The organism is Pseudomonas sp. FP603 (genome assembly GCF_030687415.1).
GTDB lineage: Bacteria > Pseudomonadota > Gammaproteobacteria > Pseudomonadales > Pseudomonadaceae > Aquipseudomonas > Aquipseudomonas wuhanensis.
Map to the genome: position 1 here is coordinate 6,781,736 of NZ_CP117431.1, position 18,440 is coordinate 6,800,175.

The 18,440-nt window shown below is 59.6% G+C and carries 17 protein-coding genes and 1 pseudogene; 11 read left to right on the forward strand and 7 right to left on the reverse strand.

What is annotated here, in order from left to right:
- The first annotated feature begins 31 nt into the window (after nucleotides 1-31).
- From PSH65_RS31245 to PSH65_RS31265, 5 genes are read left to right on the forward strand one after another with little or no spacing between them, the layout of a single operon-like run.
- Nucleotides 32-772: an SURF1 family protein gene (locus PSH65_RS31245; RefSeq protein WP_305424323.1), complete on the forward strand. Its 741-nt coding sequence runs from the start codon at nucleotides 32-34 to the stop codon at nucleotides 770-772.
- Entirely contained in the window at nucleotides 738-1,331 is a 594-nt protein-coding gene (locus PSH65_RS31250; protein ID WP_305424324.1) for a hypothetical protein, read from the forward strand. The genes PSH65_RS31245 and PSH65_RS31250 overlap by 35 nt, the downstream gene beginning before the upstream one ends.
- 10 nt (nucleotides 1,332-1,341) lie before the next feature.
- A complete protein-coding gene (locus PSH65_RS31255; protein ID WP_305424325.1) occupies nucleotides 1,342-2,421 on the forward strand; it encodes a heme A synthase in 1,080 nt (359 codons plus the stop codon).
- Nucleotides 2,409-3,308, forward strand: a complete 900-nt coding sequence (gene cyoE, locus PSH65_RS31260) for a heme o synthase (protein ID WP_305424326.1) — start codon at nucleotides 2,409-2,411, stop codon at nucleotides 3,306-3,308. Before PSH65_RS31255 ends, cyoE begins: the two co-directional genes overlap by 13 nt.
- The gene (locus PSH65_RS31265) at nucleotides 3,305-3,940 is read left to right on the forward strand and encodes an SCO family protein (RefSeq protein WP_305424327.1); all 636 of its coding nucleotides are present in this window, start codon (nucleotides 3,305-3,307) and stop codon (nucleotides 3,938-3,940) included. Before cyoE ends, PSH65_RS31265 begins: the two co-directional genes overlap by 4 nt.
- A 134-nt stretch (nucleotides 3,941-4,074) precedes the next feature.
- On the opposite strand, the gene PSH65_RS31270 is transcribed toward PSH65_RS31265, so the two are convergent.
- From PSH65_RS31270 to PSH65_RS31290, 5 genes are all read right to left on the reverse strand, one after another.
- Nucleotides 4,075-4,611, reverse strand: coding sequence for a DUF3299 domain-containing protein (locus tag PSH65_RS31270; RefSeq protein WP_038983567.1), 537 nt, complete (start codon nucleotides 4,609-4,611; stop codon nucleotides 4,075-4,077).
- A 96-nt stretch (nucleotides 4,612-4,707) separates the two neighbouring features.
- Complete coding sequence (locus PSH65_RS31275; RefSeq protein ID WP_007896499.1) at nucleotides 4,708-4,956, reverse strand: GlsB/YeaQ/YmgE family stress response membrane protein; 249 nt, start codon at nucleotides 4,954-4,956, stop codon at nucleotides 4,708-4,710.
- A 107-nt stretch (nucleotides 4,957-5,063) separates the two neighbouring features.
- Nucleotides 5,064-6,146 carry a 5-(carboxyamino)imidazole ribonucleotide synthase gene (locus PSH65_RS31280; protein ID WP_305424328.1) on the reverse strand — a complete coding sequence of 361 codons (1,083 nt, stop codon included), beginning with the start codon at nucleotides 6,144-6,146 and terminating at the stop codon, nucleotides 5,064-5,066.
- Nucleotides 6,147-6,157: 11 nt separating this feature from the next.
- Nucleotides 6,158-6,649, reverse strand: coding sequence for a 5-(carboxyamino)imidazole ribonucleotide mutase (purE, locus tag PSH65_RS31285; RefSeq protein WP_305424329.1), 492 nt, complete (start codon nucleotides 6,647-6,649; stop codon nucleotides 6,158-6,160).
- Nucleotides 6,650-6,978: 329 nt separating this feature from the next.
- Nucleotides 6,979-7,896 carry a LysR substrate-binding domain-containing protein gene (locus PSH65_RS31290; protein ID WP_305424330.1) on the reverse strand — a complete coding sequence of 306 codons (918 nt, stop codon included), beginning with the start codon at nucleotides 7,894-7,896 and terminating at the stop codon, nucleotides 6,979-6,981.
- A gap of 180 nt (nucleotides 7,897-8,076) precedes the next feature.
- Here PSH65_RS31290 and aspA point away from each other — a divergent pair, with 180 nt between their 5' ends.
- The 3 genes and pseudogenes from aspA (at nucleotide 8,077) to PSH65_RS31305 (ending at nucleotide 12,641) form a co-directional block, all read left to right on the forward strand.
- Nucleotides 8,077-9,501, forward strand: coding sequence for an aspartate ammonia-lyase (aspA, locus tag PSH65_RS31295; protein ID WP_007896503.1), 1,425 nt, complete (start codon nucleotides 8,077-8,079; stop codon nucleotides 9,499-9,501).
- Nucleotides 9,502-9,989: 488 nt separating this feature from the next.
- Nucleotides 9,990-11,441 (forward strand): sodium:alanine symporter family protein, encoded by a 1,452-nt coding sequence (locus tag PSH65_RS31300; RefSeq protein WP_305424331.1) that lies wholly within the window; start codon nucleotides 9,990-9,992, stop codon nucleotides 11,439-11,441.
- Nucleotides 11,442-11,616: 175 nt separating this feature from the next.
- Nucleotides 11,617-12,641: pseudogene (locus tag PSH65_RS31305) on the forward strand (asparaginase).
- Nucleotides 12,642-12,725: 84 nt separating this feature from the next.
- Here the strand turns inward: PSH65_RS31305 and PSH65_RS31310 are convergent.
- Nucleotides 12,726-13,133, reverse strand: coding sequence for a hypothetical protein (locus tag PSH65_RS31310; protein ID WP_305424332.1), 408 nt, complete (start codon nucleotides 13,131-13,133; stop codon nucleotides 12,726-12,728).
- A 346-nt stretch (nucleotides 13,134-13,479) separates the two neighbouring features.
- Here PSH65_RS31310 and PSH65_RS31315 point away from each other — a divergent pair, with 346 nt between their 5' ends.
- The 3 genes from PSH65_RS31315 to PSH65_RS31325 all read left to right on the forward strand — a co-directional run bounded on the left by PSH65_RS31315 (nucleotide 13,480) and on the right by PSH65_RS31325 (nucleotide 16,855).
- A complete protein-coding gene (locus PSH65_RS31315; RefSeq protein WP_305424333.1) occupies nucleotides 13,480-14,472 on the forward strand; it encodes an AraC family transcriptional regulator in 993 nt (330 codons plus the stop codon).
- Nucleotides 14,473-14,712: 240 nt separating this feature from the next.
- Nucleotides 14,713-15,744: a histone deacetylase family protein gene (locus PSH65_RS31320; RefSeq protein WP_305424334.1), complete on the forward strand. Its 1,032-nt coding sequence runs from the start codon at nucleotides 14,713-14,715 to the stop codon at nucleotides 15,742-15,744.
- Nucleotides 15,745-15,757: 13 nt separating this feature from the next.
- A complete protein-coding gene (locus PSH65_RS31325; RefSeq protein WP_305424335.1) occupies nucleotides 15,758-16,855 on the forward strand; it encodes a polyamine ABC transporter substrate-binding protein in 1,098 nt (365 codons plus the stop codon).
- Nucleotides 16,856-16,870: 15 nt separating this feature from the next.
- Here the strand turns inward: PSH65_RS31325 and PSH65_RS31330 are convergent, their stop codons facing one another.
- On the reverse strand, nucleotides 16,871-18,424 hold the full coding sequence (locus PSH65_RS31330; protein WP_305424336.1) for a PLP-dependent aminotransferase family protein: 1,554 nt from the start codon (nucleotides 18,422-18,424) through the stop codon (nucleotides 16,871-16,873).
- Between the last annotated feature and the right edge of the window lie 16 nt (nucleotides 18,425-18,440).

An 18,440-nucleotide genomic window follows, 5' to 3' on the forward strand; every position in this document is an offset into this window, starting at 1 on the left:
CTATCGCGATTACCGACTTTCTGGCGACGCCATGAAACGCTTCCGGCCGGGCCTCGTGCCGACTCTGGTGGTCGCGGTGCTGCTACCCTTGCTGGTGTCACTCGGGTTCTGGCAGTTGAGCCGGGGCGCGGAGAAAAGCGCACTGCTGCAAAGCTATGCCGAACGCCGGGCGGCCGAACCGATGGCCAGTACCGAACTGCAACACACCGAAGATCCGGCCTTCCGCCGGGTTCGCCTGCACGGCCAGTTCGATGCCGAACACAGCCTGCTACTGGACAACCGTCAGCGCGACGGCAAGGTCGGGGTCGAACTGCTGCAACCGTTTCAGGACCGGGCGACCGGGCTCTGGTTGCTGGTCAATCGCGGCTGGTTGCCGTGGCCGGATCGGCGTACACCGCCGTCATTCACCACACCGACTCAGGCATTGAGCCTCGACGCCTGGGTCTATGTCTCCCCCGGCGCAACGTTCCAGTTGCACGCCGACCCAGACGCCACGACCTGGCCACAACTGGTCACCGCCATTGAACCGGCCAGGCTCTGGGCGGCGCTTGACCGTGACGGTTTCGCCTACGAATTACGCGCGCAAAGCGGTCCCGCGACCTACCAGGCCGATTGGCCGGTAGTGGCCATGGGGCCGGAAAAACACGTGGCTTATGCCGTGCAGTGGTTCGCCCTGTCGATAGCCCTGCTCGGCCTTTACCTCTATCTCGGCTGGCACAACGCAAAGGAGAAAAATAATGGGAACGGCCATGAATCCACCCGACATGTCTGAGGCGAAAACGCCGGTAAATCGGCGGCGCGGGCGCTTGCAGTTGTTGCTGATCCTGTTGGGAGTGATCGGTCCGATGATCCTCGCCACCGGCATGTACAAATTGCAGTTCTGGGTACCGGAAGGCCGTAGTTATCACGGCGAACTGATCGGCAACGGCCAGACCCGCGCCGACATCGGCGTACCGGCGCAAGAAGACCGCTGGCAGTTGCTGGTGACGGCGCCCAAGGACTGTTCGGTGGACTGCCAGCAGCTGGTTTATCTGGCGCGCCAGATCCAGATCGGCCTTGGTCGCGATGCCTCCCGCGCCAGCCATGCGCTGGCCATCGCGCAGCCGCTGAACAGCGATTACGAGACTAAACTTCAACGAGAGTACCCGCAGCTGCAACGTTATTCACTGGACCCGCCGACCTACATCAAAGGCGCTCAGAGCAATGACACCCCGCACCTGTGGATCATCGACCCTCACGGCAACCTGGTGCTGCGCTACGACCCGACGGTGAAGGGCAAGGACCTGCTCAACGACCTGCGCCATTTGCTGAAACTGTCGAACATCGGATAAGGGCATCGTCATGGCCAAACCTGGATTTCGCCTCGCGCTGTTTGCCACCTTGCTGGCACTGATTGTGGTGTTGCTCGGCGCCTACACGCGCCTGACCCATGCGGGTCTCGGCTGTCCGGATTGGCCAGGCTGCTACAGCTTTATCAGCGTGCCGAACAGCGAAGCCCAACTGGCCCATGCCGAACTGCACTTTCCCGACGCGCCGGTAGAAGCCAACAAAGGCTGGAACGAGATGCTTCATCGCTACTTCGCCGGCACCCTGGGGCTGCTGATCGTGGTTCTGGCGGGCCGCGCCTGGACCCATCGTCATCACCCGGGGCAGCCCGTGAAATTACCGTTGTTTGTGCTGGCGGTGGTGTTCGCCCAAGCGGCGTTCGGCATGTGGACGGTGACGCTCAAGCTCTGGCCGCAAGTGGTCACCGGGCATTTGCTCGGCGGCTTTGCGACCTTGAGCCTATTGTTTCTGCTGACCTTGCGCCTGTCCGGCGTGTTGCCAGCGCTGACGGTGCCTCGACGTTTGCAGCACTGGGCGACCGCCGGGTTGTTGCTGGTGATCCTGCAAATTGCCCTTGGTGGCTGGGTCAGTTCCAATTACGCAGCGGTGGCCTGCATCGACTTTCCGACCTGCCACGGACAATGGCTGCCACCGACTGATTTCGCCAACGGCTTTCACCTGACCCAACACATCGGCCCCAATTACCTGGGCGGGCAACTGGACAGCGATGCCCGCACCGCGATTCACCTGACTCATCGCATCGGCGCGTTACTGGTCACCCTCGTTCTGCTCGGTCTGGCCTGGCAACTGAAGGTCGTCGGCATGACGCGCCTGGCCGCCATGGTGCTGATCGTCCTTGCCGCACAAATCACCCTGGGCATCAGCAATGTGGTGTTCCACTTACCGCTGCCGGTGGCCGTCGCCCACAACGCCGGCGGTGCAGCGCTGTTGCTGACGATGGTGCTGGTCAATTATCACGCGCGAACCAGTCTGGTTCGGGTCAAGCATCAGCCCCCAGTGCGCTGGCGTCTCAGCCTGCGCAAACACTCGGCCGGGCCCATAACAATAAAAGGAGAAATGCCATGGCGACCCTGATCGGCGAACGTCACAGTCAGGCAATCTGGCGGGATTACCTGGAGCTGACCAAGCCGAAAGTGGTGGTGCTGATGCTCATCACCTCGCTGGTCGGCATGTTCCTCGCGACCCGCGCCGGGGTGCCGTGGACGGTGCTGGTGTTCGGCAATCTGGGGATTGCCTTGTGTGCCGGCGGTGCGGCTGCGGTCAACCATGTGGTGGACCGACGCATCGACGCGGTCATGGCCCGGACCCACAAGCGGCCCTTGGCCGAAGGTCGGGTATCTCCGGCCGCTGCGCTGACCTTCGCCCTGGTGCTGGCGCTGCTCGGCCAGGCGTTGCTGCTGACCTTCACCAACCCGTTGACGGCGTGGCTGACCCTCGCGTCTTTGCTCGGTTATGCCGTGGTCTACACCGGTTTCCTGAAACGTGCGACGCCGCAGAACATCGTTATCGGCGGCCTCGCCGGTGCTGCCCCGCCGCTGCTCGGCTGGACCGCCGCCACCGGTCATGTCAGTGCCGAACCGTTGCTGCTGGTGCTGATCATCTTCGCCTGGACACCGCCGCACTTCTGGGCACTGGCGATTCATCGCAAAGAGGAATACGCCAAGGCTGACATTCCGATGCTGCCGGTGACCCATGGCGAGCACTACACCAAAGTCCATATCCTGCTTTATACCTTTGCGCTACTGGCCGTCAGCCTGATGCCCTTCGTAATCCACATGAGCGGCGTGCTCTACCTGATTTGTGCCCTCGCCTTGGGCGCGAGGTTTCTGCAATGGGCCGTGGTGCTGTACCGTGGCACTCGGCCGCACGCGGCGATCAACACGTTCAAGTACTCTATTTACTACTTGTTCCTGCTGTTTATCGCGCTGCTCGTAGACCACTACTTACTGTTGAACCTATGACTCGAACCCAGAAAACCGTCTTCATTCTCGTCGCCTTGATCGCGCTGATCCTGGGCCTGACCATCAATAAAGTACTGACCGGAAAAAACCAGGGCGACCCGACGGCACTGATCGATGCGGGGATCATCCTGTTGCCCCAAAGCCGTAACCTGCCGGACGTGAAGATGACCGATCAGGACGGTAAACCAGTGGCGGTCAACGAGCTGAAAGGCAAGTGGAGTGTGTTGTTCTTCGGCTACACCTTCTGCCCGGACATCTGCCCGACCACCCTCGCCCAGCTACGGCAGATCAAGAGCGAACTGCCGGCGGATGCTGTGGACAAGTTGCAGGTCGTTTTAGTCAGCGTCGACCCGAACCGCGACACGCCCAAGCAACTCAAGCAGTACCTGGGCTACTTCGATCCGCAGTTCATCGGGCTGACTGCGTCCTCGGTCGAAGACCTTCAGAAACTGGCCAATGCGGTGAGCATTCCGTTTATTCCGGCGGACACCAGCAAGCCTAATTACACCGTCGACCACAGCGGCAACCTCGCGGTGATCGGCCCGGATGGGACTCAGCGCGGGTTCATTCGTGCACCGTTGAACAACCAGAAACTGGTGGCGCAGTTGCCGGTGATGCTCAAGCGCGAATAACCAACACAATACCCTGTGGCGGGCTTGCTCGCGAAAGCGGAGTGTCAGGCAACATTAATGTCGACTGATACGCTGCCTTCGCGAGCAAGACAGTTGCTCCCACATTTTGATCTGTGCCCAGGCTGACTGGCGCTTTACAAATCCGACTCTTTAACCACCCGCACCTGCGCCGCATCCAATGCATACGCCGCGTCCGCCAGGTCGTTGTTGACCTTCTCGATCTTCAGCGTGCCAGTCACCCACAGCGGCGTGTAGATGTCATTCAGTTTCAGGCCTTTGGGATAACGCACCAGCACCAATTGGTTAGGCGGTGGTGGCGGCACGTGGATGCAAGCGCCCGGGTACGGCACGAGGAAGAACAGCGTGCTATGGCCCTTGGCATCGGACTCCAGCGGTACCGGATAACCGCCGATGCGGATGTGCTTGTCATTCATCGATGGCACGGTTTTGGTCGAGTACATCACCGCCGGCAAGCCCTTGCTCTGCTTCATGCCACCCTTTTGAGTAAAGGTGCCGTTGGCTTCCGGGGAGTTGTGATCGATTTCGGGCATGGCCTCGAGGGCTTTCTGGTCCGACTTGGGCATCAGTTCGAGCCAGTCGGTTTCCGGCAGTTCGCCGGCATGGGCCAAACCACTGCCCAGGAAGAGAAGAGTCAACAGAAGACGGCGCATGAAAGTGCTCGACAAAGGAAAGGACAATGTGACGATGCAACGCCGAGCATTCTAGCCCTCTCCGGCGATGGCGCAGAGAGGGCTTTGTCACTTCAATCAGGTCCTTTTTTTGATCAGGCCGTAGATCACCAGCAATACCACCGCGCCCACCAGCGCACCGATGAAACCTGCGCCTTCGCCAGCGCGGTAGATGCCCAGGGCCTGGCCGCCGTAAGTAGCCGCCAGCGAACCGCCGATACCGAGCAGGATGGTCATGATCCACCCCATGCTGTCATCGCCCGGTTTCAGAAACCGAGCCAGCAGGCCGACGATCAAGCCGATAAAGATGGTTCCGATAATTCCCATGGCATTTCCCTCTGATTGATTTGGATATGCCGAAAGCCTAGACAGACTTTGGCATCCTGCCATCAGAGAACGGCGGACACTGAAGGTTCCGCCGCCGCCACATGAAACTATTCGGCAATCAGCGCTTCGACCTTGAGGATCTGCGCAGCCAACGTCTCACGGTCTGCACAGCGCAGATTGGCGTGCCCGACCTTGCGGCCGACCTTGAAAGCCTTGCCGTAGTGATGCAAATGGCAGTCGTCGATCGCGATCACTTTTTCTATCGGCGGCACGACACCGATGAAGTTGAGCATCGCGCTCTCGCCGACCTTGGCCGTCGAACCCAGCGGTAAACCGGCGACGGCACGCAGATGGTTTTCGAACTGGCTGCACTCGGCGCCTTCGGTGGTCCAGTGCCCGGAGTTGTGCACGCGCGGGGCGATTTCGTTGGCCTTGAGGCCGCCGTCGACTTCAAAGAACTCGAACGCCATCACGCCGACGTACTCCAGCTGCTTCAGTACTCGGCTGGAGTAATCTTCAGCCAACGCTTGCAGCGGGTGATCGGTGCTGGCCACGGACAGCTTGAGAATGCCGCTGTCGTGGGTGTTGTGAACCAGTGGATAGAACTTGGTTTCGCCATCGCGAGCACGCACGGCAATCAGCGAGACTTCGCCAGTGAACGGCACGAAACCTTCCAGCAGGCAGGCGACGCTGCCCAGCTCGGCGAAGGTGCCGACCACGTCTTCAGGCTTGCGCAGGACCTTCTGGCCCTTGCCGTCGTAACCCAGGGTGCGGGTTTTCAGCACGGCCGGCAGGCCGATGGAAGCCACCGCAGCGTCCAGGTCGGCTTGCGACTGAATGTCAGCGAACGCGGGAGTCGGAATCCCCAGATCCTTGAACAGGCTCTTCTCGAACCAGCGATCACGAGCGATGCGCAGCGCTTCGGCGCTCGGATACACCGGGACGAATTGCGACAGGAATGCCACGGTTTCGGCCGGGACGCTTTCGAACTCGAAGGTCACCAGATCAACTTCATCGGCCAACTGACGCAGGTGATCCTGATCGCCGTAATCGGCCCGCAGATGTTCGCCCAATGCGGCTGCGCAAGCATCCGGCGCCGGGTCCAGGAAAGCGAAGTTCATGCCCAGCGGAGTGCCCGCCAGCGCCAACATGCGACCCAACTGGCCGCCACCGATTACACCGATTTTCATCGTCAACAACCTCAGGCGATGCGTGGGTCTGGATTGTCCAGGACGCTGTCTGTCTGCTCAGCGCGGAATTTCTTCAACACGGTATGAAATTGCGGATGCTTGGCGCCCAGGATGCTCGCCGAGAGCAGCGCTGCGTTGATCGCGCCGGCTTTGCCGATGGCCAGCGTGGCGACCGGAATGCCTGCTGGCATCTGCACGATAGACAGCAGCGAATCGACGCCCGAGAGCATCGACGACTGCACCGGCACACCCAGCACTGGCAGGTGGGTCTTGGCCGCACACATGCCTGGCAGGTGAGCCGCGCCACCGGCACCGGCGATGATCACCTCGATGCCACGGGCCTCAGCATCTTCGGCGTACTGGAACAGCAGGTCCGGGGTGCGGTGGGCAGAGACCACTTTCACCTCATAAGGGATGCCGAGCTTTTCCAGCATATCGGCGGTGTGGCTAAGGGTGGACCAATCGGACTTGGAGCCCATGATCACGCCAACCAGTGCGCTCATCGTCGTGCCTCTTCTCTCTGGGCGCCCGCAGGCGCGTCAAAAAACAACAAGCCACGCAGAATGCGTGGCTTGATTGTACGAAAAATGGCCGGACGAACCGGCCGAAGGCCGCGCAGTATACCTCAATGAAGCAGATAAACAGCCCCCGATACGACCATCTGTCATACGGCGCAAAGTGGCGGTTTTATTGACTTCAAGGTCAATCAAATCCACCACACATCCTTGTGGGAGCTGGCTTGCCCGCGATGAGGTCGGCATAGCAAACATTGATGTTGCCTGACACTCCGCAATCGCGGGCAAGCCCGCTCCCACAGAGTTCTTCGCCGTATTCAAGAACCGGGGGTGCCTTGGGCTGCGCCGCCCTCAAGCTTGCGCCAAAGCAACCGCACATTGGCCTTTCGCACCAGCGCGCAGCGATAAAGACGAATCTCCAGCGGCACATGCCATTGCGGGCCGCCGCAGACCACCAACTCACCGCGAGCCAGTTCGGCGCGCACGCTCAACTGCGGCACCCAGGCGATGCCCAGACCTTCCAGCGCCATGCTTTTCAGGCTATCGGCCATGGCGGTTTCATAAATGGTGGTGAATCGCAGGGCGCGCTGGCGCAACAGCATGTTTACCGAGCGTCCAAGAAACGCTCCGGCGCTATAGGCCAACAGCGGCACGCTGCTTTCTCCCTCCAGGTCGAACAACGGTTTGCCATCGGCATCGGCGGCGCAGACCGGGAGCATTTCGGTATCCCCCAGATGCAGCGACGGGAAAATCTCCGGGTCCATCTGCATGGCCGCATCCGGGTCGTAAAACGCCAGCATCAGATCACAGCCGCCTTCGCGCAATGCATGCACGGCATCACCAACGTTGGTCGCCACCAGTCGCGTGGCAATATTCAGCCCTTCGTTGCGCAATTGCGCGATCCAGCGCGGGAAGAAACCCAGCGCCAGGGAGTGCGCGGCTGCAACCTGCATCACCTCGCCCTGCCCGCCTTCCAGGTGATGAAGGTGGCGCAGCACTTCACCGAGCTGTTCGACCACGGTTCGCGCGGTGACGAGAAACAGCTGCCCCGCCGCCGTCAACTCGACCGGAGTGCGAGAGCGATTGACCAGAGTCAGCCCCAGCGCGGCTTCGAGGCTGCGGATCCGCCGGCTGAATGCCGGCTGAGTCACAAAGCGTCGTTCAGCCGCCTGGGAGAAGCTGCGGGTGGCGGCCAGAGCACTAAAGTCCTCGAGCCATTTGCTTTCCAGATTCATCACGCCCTCCCGGACACGCACCAATTTAGGTCACACGCTCGCCGCACACGCGGCGTCACACGAGCATTATGCCGAATGTGCATAGGCTAGTGTTTAACAGCATTGGCCCAAAATTCTTCACACGCCTAGCATTTGCGGTGTTCCGGCACAGACCGGGTCCCTATCGAGATGATTTCTATCATGTCCTCCGCTGCATCTTTCCGCACAGAAAAAGACCTGCTTGGCGTACTCGAAGTACCTGCTCAAGCGTATTACGGCATCCAGACCCTGCGAGCGGTGAACAACTTCCGTCTCTCCGGCGTTCCGATTTCGCATTACCCGAAGCTGGTTGTCGGCCTGGCAATGGTCAAACAGGCCGCCGCTGACGCCAACCGCGAGTTGGGTCATCTGAGCGAAGCCAAGCACGCGGCTATCAGCGAAGCCTGTGCCCGATTGATCCGCGGCGATTTCCACGAAGAGTTCGTGGTGGACATGATTCAAGGCGGCGCTGGCACTTCGACCAACATGAATGCCAACGAAGTCATCGCCAACATCGCGCTGGAGGCCATGGGCCACAGCAAGGGCGAATACCAGTACCTGCATCCGAACAACGACGTGAACATGGCGCAGTCGACCAACGACGCCTACCCGACCGCGATCCGTCTGGGTCTTCTGTTGGGTCATGACGCGCTGCTGGCCAGCCTCGACAGCCTGATCCAGTCGTTCGCCGCCAAAGGTGAAGAATTCAGCCACGTTCTGAAGATGGGTCGTACCCAACTGCAAGACGCCGTGCCGATGACCCTGGGCCAGGAATTCCGCGCCTTCGCCACCACCCTGAGCGAAGATCTGGCGCGTCTGAAGACCCTGGCACCTGAGCTGCTGACCGAAGTGAACCTGGGCGGCACCGCTATCGGTACCGGCATCAACGCCGACCCGCGTTACCAGGCCCTGGCCGTTCAGCGTCTGGCCACTATCAGCGGTCAACCGCTGGTGCCAGCCGCCGACCTGATCGAAGCCACCTCCGACATGGGTGCCTTCGTGCTGTTCTCCGGCATGCTCAAGCGCACCGCGGTCAAGCTGTCGAAGATCTGCAATGACCTGCGTCTGTTGTCCAGCGGCCCACGCACCGGCATCAACGAAATCAACCTGCCAGCGCGTCAGCCAGGCAGCTCGATCATGCCAGGCAAGGTCAACCCGGTTATCCCGGAAGCCGTGAACCAGGTTGCGTTCCAGATCATCGGCAACGACCTGGCCCTGACCATCGCGGCCGAAGGCGGCCAGCTGCAACTGAACGTGATGGAGCCGCTGATCGCCTTCAAGATTTTCGACTCGATCCGCCTGCTGCAGCGCGCCATGGACATGCTGCGCGAGCACTGCATCGTCGGCATCACCGCCAACGAAGAGCGCTGCCGTGAGCTGGTCGAACACTCGATCGGCCTGGTCACCGCGCTGAACCCGTACATCGGCTATGAAAACGCCACCCGTATTGCCCGTGTCGCTCTTGAAAGCGGCCGCGGCGTGCTGGAACTGGTGCGCGAAGAAGGCTTGCTCGACGAAGAAATGCTCGCCGACATTCTGCGCCCGGAAAACATGATTGCTCCGCGTCTGGTGCCTCTGAAGGCTTAACCGAACGCCGGCTCTTTTGAAGAGCACGCTCACCAGGTCGAGGGACTAGACACCTCTCACCTTTTGAGGGCTTGGGGATTTGTTCCCTCAAGCCCTTTTTTTTAACCCTTTTGCGGATTTTCCGAACATGTTTAATGTTTTCAGTGCCGCCAAGATCGCAGCCTTCGGCAGCTCCTACCGGGTTTGATGTACCTGTAGAAGCTTTCGAAGGCTGCGATTTTTTGATCTTGCAGCTACCCTCGTTTCGTCGCTTGCACCACAACTGTGCAGACGGACGGCACGCTCCTATGTATAGTGCCGGCCCTCTTCGCGTGAGCGGTCGTCGGTAACGAGGCCCAAACCCATGCGAAACCCCGAACTAATAACAACCCGCGAAATGGAACAGGGACGAACCTTCGACCCACCTGTTGTGCCACGCACAATCCGGTGTAACGCGATGTGTCGACCACCCAGTATTCGCACACACAAAAAATAGCGAGGAATAATCCATGCTCGAAGTCATCAACGACTTCCTCTCAGGGAAAGTACTGATCGTGCTCATTGTCGGGCTCGGTAGCTACTTCACGATCCGCTCGCGTTTCGTTCAGTTCCGCCATTTCTTTCACATGTTCGCGGTGTTCCGTGACAGCCTCAAAAGCAGCGCTGGCCAACTCAGTTCCTTCCAGGCCCTGATGCTCAGCCTTGCCGGCCGCGTCGGTGCGGGCAACATCGCTGGTGTCGGCATCGCCGTAACCCTGGGTGGCCCCGGCGCCGTGTTCTGGATGTGGGTGACCGCGCTGGTCGGCATGTCCAGCAGCTTCTTCGAATGCTCCCTCGGCCAGCTCTACAAGCGCTGCGACTCCGAAGGCCAGTTCCGTGGCGGCCCGTCGTTCTACATTCAGCACGGCCTGCAGAAACGCTGGTTGGGGATGATCATGGCGTTCCTGCTGCTGATCACCTTCGGCTTCGCCTTCAACGGTCTGCAAGCCCATGCCGTGACCCACTCGCTGAACAACGCGTTCGGCTTCGACACCACGTACACCGGGCTGGCCCTGGCGGTGTTGCTGGGTCTGGTGTTCATCGGCGGTATCAAGCGGATCGCCAAGGTCGCTGACCTGTTGGTACCGGTGAAAACCCTGGTGTACATCGGCGTGACCATCTACGTGATCGTGCTGCAGTTCGACCACGTTCCGGGCATGTTGATGACCATCGTCAAAAGCGCCTTCGGTCTGGACCCGGCGTTCGGCGGCCTGATCGGCAGTGCCATTGTCATGGGCGTGAAGCGCGGCGTGTTCGCCAACGAAGCAGGCCTGGGCAGTGCGCCGAACGTGGCCGCTGTGGCTTCGGTCGAGCACCCGGTCTCGCAAGGCGTGGTTCAAGCGTTCAGCGTGTTCCTCGACACCTTCGTGATCTGCACCTGCACCGCGTTGCTGATCCTGCTGTCGGGCTTCTACACCCCGGGCTTCGAAGGCGACGGTATTGCCCTGACCCAGAACTCCCTGGCCGCTGTGGTCGGTGACTGGGGCCGGATGTTCATCTCCGTGGCCCTGGCGTTGTTCGTGTTCACCTCGATCCTCTACAACTACTATCTGGGCGAAAACAACCTGCGCTTCATGGTCGGTGAAAACCGCAAGGCGCTGATTGGCTATCGCGCACTGGTACTGGTGTTGATCTTCTGGGGTGCCATCGAAAACCTCGGCACCGTGTTCGCATTCGCCGACATCACCATGACCATGCTGGCGTTTGTGAACCTGATCGCGCTGTTCCTGCTGTTCAAGGTCGGCATGCGCATCCTGCGTGACTACGATGACCAGCGTGCTGCCGGTATCAAGACCCCGGTGTTCGATTCGAGCAAGTTCCCGGATCTGGACCTGGACCTGAAAGCCTGGCCGGCCAATCCGCCAGCCGCCGCTGGCAAGACCGAAGCCGAGCCGCAAGGCGTACCTGCAGCGCAACGCTGATCGGTAAAAAACCGGGCGCATCCCCTGCGCCCGGCGTGACACAGCGTGCGACCGGCGTCATGCTCGGTCGTATGTTGTGGCAGCTTTTTTGATGCTGCCGTTTTGGTTCGAGCTTAAGACCACATCGCTGCCATCGCGAGCAGGCTCGCTCCCACATCGTTTTCGGAGAACCTCCATGAATTCCTCGACTTTTCCTGCTGCCCAGCACGTCATGGTGCTCTACACCGGCGGCACCATCGGCATGCAAGCCAGTGCCCACGGCCTGGCGCCGGCGTCCGGTTTCGAAGCGCGAATGCGCGAGTATCTGCACAGCCAACCTGAGCTGGTGGTGCCGCAGTGGCGCTTTCGCGAGATGTCGCCGCTGATCGACAGCGCCAACATGACGCCCGCCTACTGGCAGCAACTGCGTGAAGCAGTGGTCGACGCCGTTGATGTCCAGGGCTGCGACAGCGTGTTGATCCTGCATGGCACCGACACCCTGGCCTACAGCGCCGCGGCCATGAGCTTTCAGCTGCTCGGCCTGCATGCCCGCGTTGTGTTCACCGGCTCCATGTTGCCGGCCGGCGTGACCGACAGCGATGCCTGGGAAAACCTCAGCGGTGCGTTGGTTGCCCTTGGCCAAGGCCTGGCACCGGGCGTTCATCTGTACTTCCACGGTGAACTGCTCGACCCGACCCGTTGCGCCAAGGTTCGCAGTTTCGGTCGTCATCCGTTCAAGCGGCTGGAGCGTCAGGGTGGCGGCGTGAAAGCTTCATTGATTCCGTCACAACTGAACTACAACCAGCCGAAGCAACTGGCGAAGGTCGCGGCACTGCCGCTGTTTCCCGGTATCGGCGCTGAGCAACTGGATGGCCTGCTCAATAGCGGCATTCAGGGTCTGGTGCTGGAGTGTTATGGCAGCGGCACCGGGCCAAGCGACAACCCCGAGTTTCTCGCCAGCCTGGAACGGGCGCGAGACAACGGTGTGGTGGTGGTCGCGGTCACGCAATGTCATGAAGGTGGCGTGAAGCTCGACGTGTACGAGGCGGGCAGCCGCTTGCGTGACGCCGGTGTGTTGTCCGGTGGCGGCATGACTCGCGAGAGGCGGCGTTCGGCAAGTTGCATGGATTGCTGGGTGCAGGGCTTGAGACGGCTGAAGTTCGACGGTTGGTTGAGCTCGACCTGTGCGGAGAGCTAAACAACGACCTGACTCAAGACTGAACTAGCTTGCTGAGCATTACTTTGGCAAAAAATATAACCCTCCTTCTACTTCTTTGAGGGAGGGTTATAAGAGCACCAGCCCTATTACACTTTACCCACACTGAAAATGCCGCCTATCAGCTCTTCAACCGGCGCCCCAGTAAATTTAGCGCTCAAACTTCCGAAATACAGATTACCAACATCATCGCGGCTTACTTTTAGATTACCCTCATACCAAGAGAAAGATTGGCCTTGCTTCCAATATATTATGGATCCGTCCGAAGGACCCACTTCTTCTCCAAGATGATCTTTACTAACATTAACAGAAACACCATCCGTAAATTGCCCTCCAGTACCGGTGCCAAAGAATGCAGTCACAAAGAGCCCCGAATCACCAACCCTAAAAGCAGGGAAAGTGGTTTCCTCTCCATCTTTTTCGACCTTAAGCTCTCCTTTAGCTTCTTTGGCATCCTTTAAACATTTTACCCAATCTTCCTGATTTGAAATATTCATAAGTCGATCCCTTATCATTCAACAAAGTTACTACACGGCCGTATCAGACCGTAATTTACGCTAGCAAACAAATTCACACAGTCAATAAAAAATCGCAAAATTCTATAGTTAATTCACAACTTACAAACAAAGCGATGAATGGTACAGCTTCTCTCGAAAACCTATTACTTCTGACAGTAGCTCTATACTTTATTTCGTATTAACCTGTTCAGACACCAGTCTCTGCATCAGACTCACCAATAGATTTTTTAATCAGAGTAATCATTAATTTTAGGGAAAATTTTCAAATCACGTATTGGCGGCATATAACTTGCTATTTATCCCAGCCCCCAAGCTGGAACCGCTCATGCTCCACTCCCACCTCACCACCCTCAATGCCGTCTCCCTGGTGCTCAACACCTTCAAGGCTGAAGGCCTGTCCAGCGAGGCGTTACTGGCCGGCAGCGGCATCAGCGCGGCGGATCTGAGCCGGGCGGACACACGCATCACCACCAACCAGGAGATGCTGGTTTGCGCCAACGCCGTTGCGCTGCGCCGCGATATCGGCCTGGAATTGGGCCGGCGGATGCACGTTTCTTCCTACGGCATGCTCGGGTATGCCTTACTCACCAGCGCCACTTTAGGTGACGCCTTGCGGTTGGCGCTGCACTATCCGGCGCTCTTGGGAACACTCTTCGAGTTGAGCCTGGAGGAAGAGGACGAGCGCATCTGGCTCACCGCCGGCGACTATCGGGAAAATCCGGCGCTGGCGCCGTTCAATGTCGAGTTTTGCCTGGTCTCGATGAAAGTCACCTGCGAAGACTTGCTTGGCCACCCTTTGCCTCTGCTCGGCGCCCGCTTCGAACACCCGGCGCCGGACTATCAGACGCGCTACGCCGAGCGTTTCGACTGTCCCTTGCAGTTCGATGCTGTGTCCAATGCCTTTGCTTTCGACAAACGCTGGCTTGAACAACCGCTGCCTCTGGCCGACGCCATCACCCATCAGGCCATGACCGAGCGCTGTCGCAAACAAAACACCGAGTTCACCGGGCGTCAGGCCTGGCTCGGGCGTATCCGCCAACTACTCGCTGCGCAACTGAGCGCGGCACCGGGCCTGGACGGGCTGGCCGAACAGCTGAACTGCTCAGCGCGCACTCTGAGGCGACATCTGAAGGATCTGGGCTGCAGCTATCAGGAACTGCTCGATGAATTGCGCTTCGAGCAGGCCAAGCGAATGCTCTGCGAAGATCAATTGCCGATCTATCGGATTGCCGAGGCGTTGGGGTTCAGCGAGACCGCGAGTTTCCGACATGCGTTTGTGCGCTGGAGCGGCGTGGCGCCGAGCCAGTTTCGCCCCTGACAACCCAAACCCTGAGCGAGGCTTGCCCGCGAAGGCGTCTTCAAGAACGCCAAAAGCTTCGCGGGCAAGCCTCGCTCAGGGGTCGGATGCATCATTCGAGGGCACCGGCGTACCATTAAGGGGCGAATTTCGGTCAAATTTTTTGGCCATATCGATCCTCTTTTGGCCTTTCCTGCCGTTCTCCCAAACGCCGCCCGCCGCAAGACTGTGTGCAACCGAATCAGCCTGCGGAGAACAAGAATGCTGACGATCTACTCGGACGATCACCACTTGCATCACGGCCGTTGTGAACTGATGGACGGGCAATTGATGCCCTGCTTCGAAATGCCCTCGCGGGCCGACCATGTGCTGGCACGCGTACAGTACCGCCGTCTGGGCCCGGTCGAGGCGCCGCAGGACTTCGGTCTCGGGCCGATAGAGCGCATCCACAGCCGCGACTACCTCGACTTCTTCAAAGGCGCCTGGGCGCGCTGGACCGAATTCAATACCGACGGCGACTTGTTGCCTTACACCTGGCCCGCTCGCACGTTGCGCCGGATCATGCCCACCAGCCTGCACGGCCAGCTCGGCTATTACAGCTTCGATGGCGGCGCACCGATCACCGCCGGCACCTGGCAAGCGGCATATAGCGCGGCGCAAGTTGCGTTGACCGCTCAAGCGGTGATCCAGCGCGGCGCCCGCAGTGCCTTCGCCCTGTGCCGTCCACCGGGACACCATGCCGCCAGCGATTTGATGGGCGGTTATTGCTACCTCAACAACGCCGCCATCGCCGCTCAGGCATTCCTCGATCAAGGCCACAAAAAAGTCGCGATCCTCGATGTCGATTACCACCACGGCAACGGCACCCAATCGATTTTCTATGAACGCAGCGATGTGCTGTTCACCTCGATCCATGGCCATCCGCAAGCCGAGTTTCCGTTCTTTCTCGGTTACGAAGATGAACACGGTGAAGGCGCAGGCGAAGGGTTCAACTTCAACTACCCTTTGCCCGCCGGTTCAGGCTGGGACAGCTGGAGTGCAGCGCTGGAGCAGGCCTGCAAAGAGATCGAAAAGTACGGCGCCGACATCGTCGTCGTGTCCTTGGGCGTCGATACGTTCAAGGACGACCCGATCTCCCAATTCAAACTCGACAGCCCGGATTACCTGGCGATGGGCGCGCGCATCGCGGGCCTCGGCAAGCCGACACTGTTCGTGATGGAAGGCGGTTACGCGGTAGAAGAAATCGGCATCAATGCCGTGAACGTTCTCGAAGGTTTTGAACGCGCTCAATGAGGAATTAGAACAGATGAACCGACTCAAGCGTCTCGCTCCAATGCTATGCGCCACAGTGTTCAGTGGCGCCATTCACGCAGAAGAACGTACTTTGCGGGTGTACAACTGGTTCGACTACATCACCCCCAAAGCGCTGGAAGATTTCAAGGCCCAGAACACCCAGACCAAACTGGTCTACGACATCTTCGACACCAACGAAGCGCTCGAGGCCAAGTTGCTGACCGGCAACTCCGGCTACGACGTGGTGGTGCCATCCAACGTATTCCTCGCCAAGCAGATCGAAGCCGGGGTATTCCAGCCGCTGGACCGCAGCAAACTGCCGAACTGGAACCACCTCGATCCGAAGCTGATGAAGCTGATCGAAGCCAACGACCCGGGTAACAAATTCGCCGTGCCGTACATGTACGGGACCATCCTGATCGGCTTCAACCCGGACAAGGTCAAGGCGGCTTTGGGCGACAACGCACCGCTGGACAGCTGGGACCTGATCTTCAAGGAAGAGAACATCAGCAAGCTCAAACAGTGCGGCGTAGCCCTGCTCGACTCGCCATCGGAGATCCTGCCGCTGGCCCTGCAACACCTGGGCCTGGACCCCAACAGCAAGAAGCCGGCGGACTACGCCAAGGCTGAAGCGCTGCTGATGAAGATTCGCCCGTACATCACCTACTTCCATTCGTCCAAGTACATGGCCGACATTGCCAACGGTGACATCTGCGTGGCGGTCGGTTACTCCGGCAGCTTCTCCCAGGCCGCCAACCGCGCCAAGGAAGCCAAGAATGGCGTGATCGTCGACATGCGCCTGCCTAAAGAAGGCGCGCCGATCTGGTTCGACATGCTCGCCATTCCGAAAGGCGCGAAAAACCCGGAAGACGCCTACACCTTCATCAACTACTTGCTGCAACCCCAGGTGATCGCACCGGTCAGCGATTTCGTCGGCTACCCGAACCCGAACAAGGACGCCACGGAAATGGTCGATCCGGCAATCCGCAACAACCCGAACCTGTACCCGACCGAAGCAGCGATGAGCACGCTCTACACCCTGCAACCGTTGCCTCGCGATGCCGAACGGGCACGGACCCGCGCCTGGACCAAGATCAAGTCAGGGACCTGATCCGGGCGGCGCAGTTCACACCGGGAGCCAGACCTCTCTGAGCCTTGCCAGTGCCGATTCGATAGCCGTCTCCGGCACTGCGGCGAACCCCAGGACCAGCCCAGCTCGCTGGTCCTCGGGGAGCGTCGTGTCCGGCAGCCAATAACTGCTCAGTCCATTGACCTCCACCCCGACGCTGGTGGCTTGTTCGATCAATTCGCGCTCACGGGCCACGCTGTCGACACGTACCGTCAGGTGCAAACCGGCCGCCACACTGGGCAGCTTACCGACGCCCGGGATACCTCTAGGCCAGCCATCAAGCAAAACGTTACGCCGACTCAACGCAGCACGGCGCATACGCCGGATGTGTCGCTGGAAATGCCCGGCCGCCATGAACTCAGCCATGACCGCTTGAGTGCTGACCTCCGAGTGCCGCACGTCCACCGCACGACGCTGGGAGAACGCCTCAACCAATCCGGGCGGCAACACCAGGTAACCCAGTCTTAATGCCGGGAATGCGACCTTGCCGAACGTCCCGACATACAGCACCCGCCCCTGCCGGTCGAGTGCCGCCAACGGCGCCAGCGGTGCGCCGCTGTAGCGGTATTCGCCATCGTAGTCGTCCTCGACGATCCAGCCTTGGGTGCGTTCGGCCCAGGTCAATAATTCAAGGCGCCGCGCCAGACTCATGACCACTCCGGTCGGGTACTGATGCGACGGCGTGACGTAAGCCAATCGACAATCGCTGAGCCCCGCCAATTCGGTGCAATCAATCCCCTCGCTGTCCACCGCTATCCCGTGCAATCGCGCGCCGGCTACAGCGAACGCATGACCCGCCGCTCGATACCCCGGATTTTCAATGCCCACCCCGTCGCCAGGCTCCACCAGCAACTGTGCACAAAGGCTAATCCCCTGTTGCGCGCCACTGGTGATCACTATTTGCTCAGCGGAGCACTGCATGCCCCTCGAACTGCGCAAGTACGCAGCAATCAGCCCACGTAATCGTGCATCACCCGCAGGGTCGCCGTAACACAGTTGCTGTAAATCCGGCTTACGCCAGAAAGCCGCGTTCAGCTTGGCCCAGACCTCGAAAGGAAATAGATCAAAGGCCGGTACGCCGACACGAAATGCTCGAGGCGGACCACTGGGAGGCAAGGCCAAATGGTTCTTTTCAACCCGGCCCAAAGCACCGCTGTGGATAACTTTACTGGATGAAACCACAGGTAAATCCAGCCAATTTGTGGATAAGGCTGTGGGTAACCCTGTTGAAAACCCTGTGGATACTTTTGTGGATAATTTTTTTACCGGTACCGTGGCTTGAGGCAATTGCGCGACATAAGTCCCGTCGCCAACACGCCCCTCGATGAAGCCCTCAGCGTAAAGCTGATCGTAGGCACGGACCACGCTGTTGCGGGAAATCGATAACGCCGCCGCCAGATCGCGACTGGCCGGCAGTCGTGTGCCGCTGGTCAATCGTCCGTCGAGCACACGCATTCGCAACGCTTGATAGAGCTGACGACTCAGACCTTGGCGGCGGTCGAGTTCGATACCCGCCGGATTGAACGACGAGGGAAGCGGCGGATTCGGCATGGTAATGGACCTATTA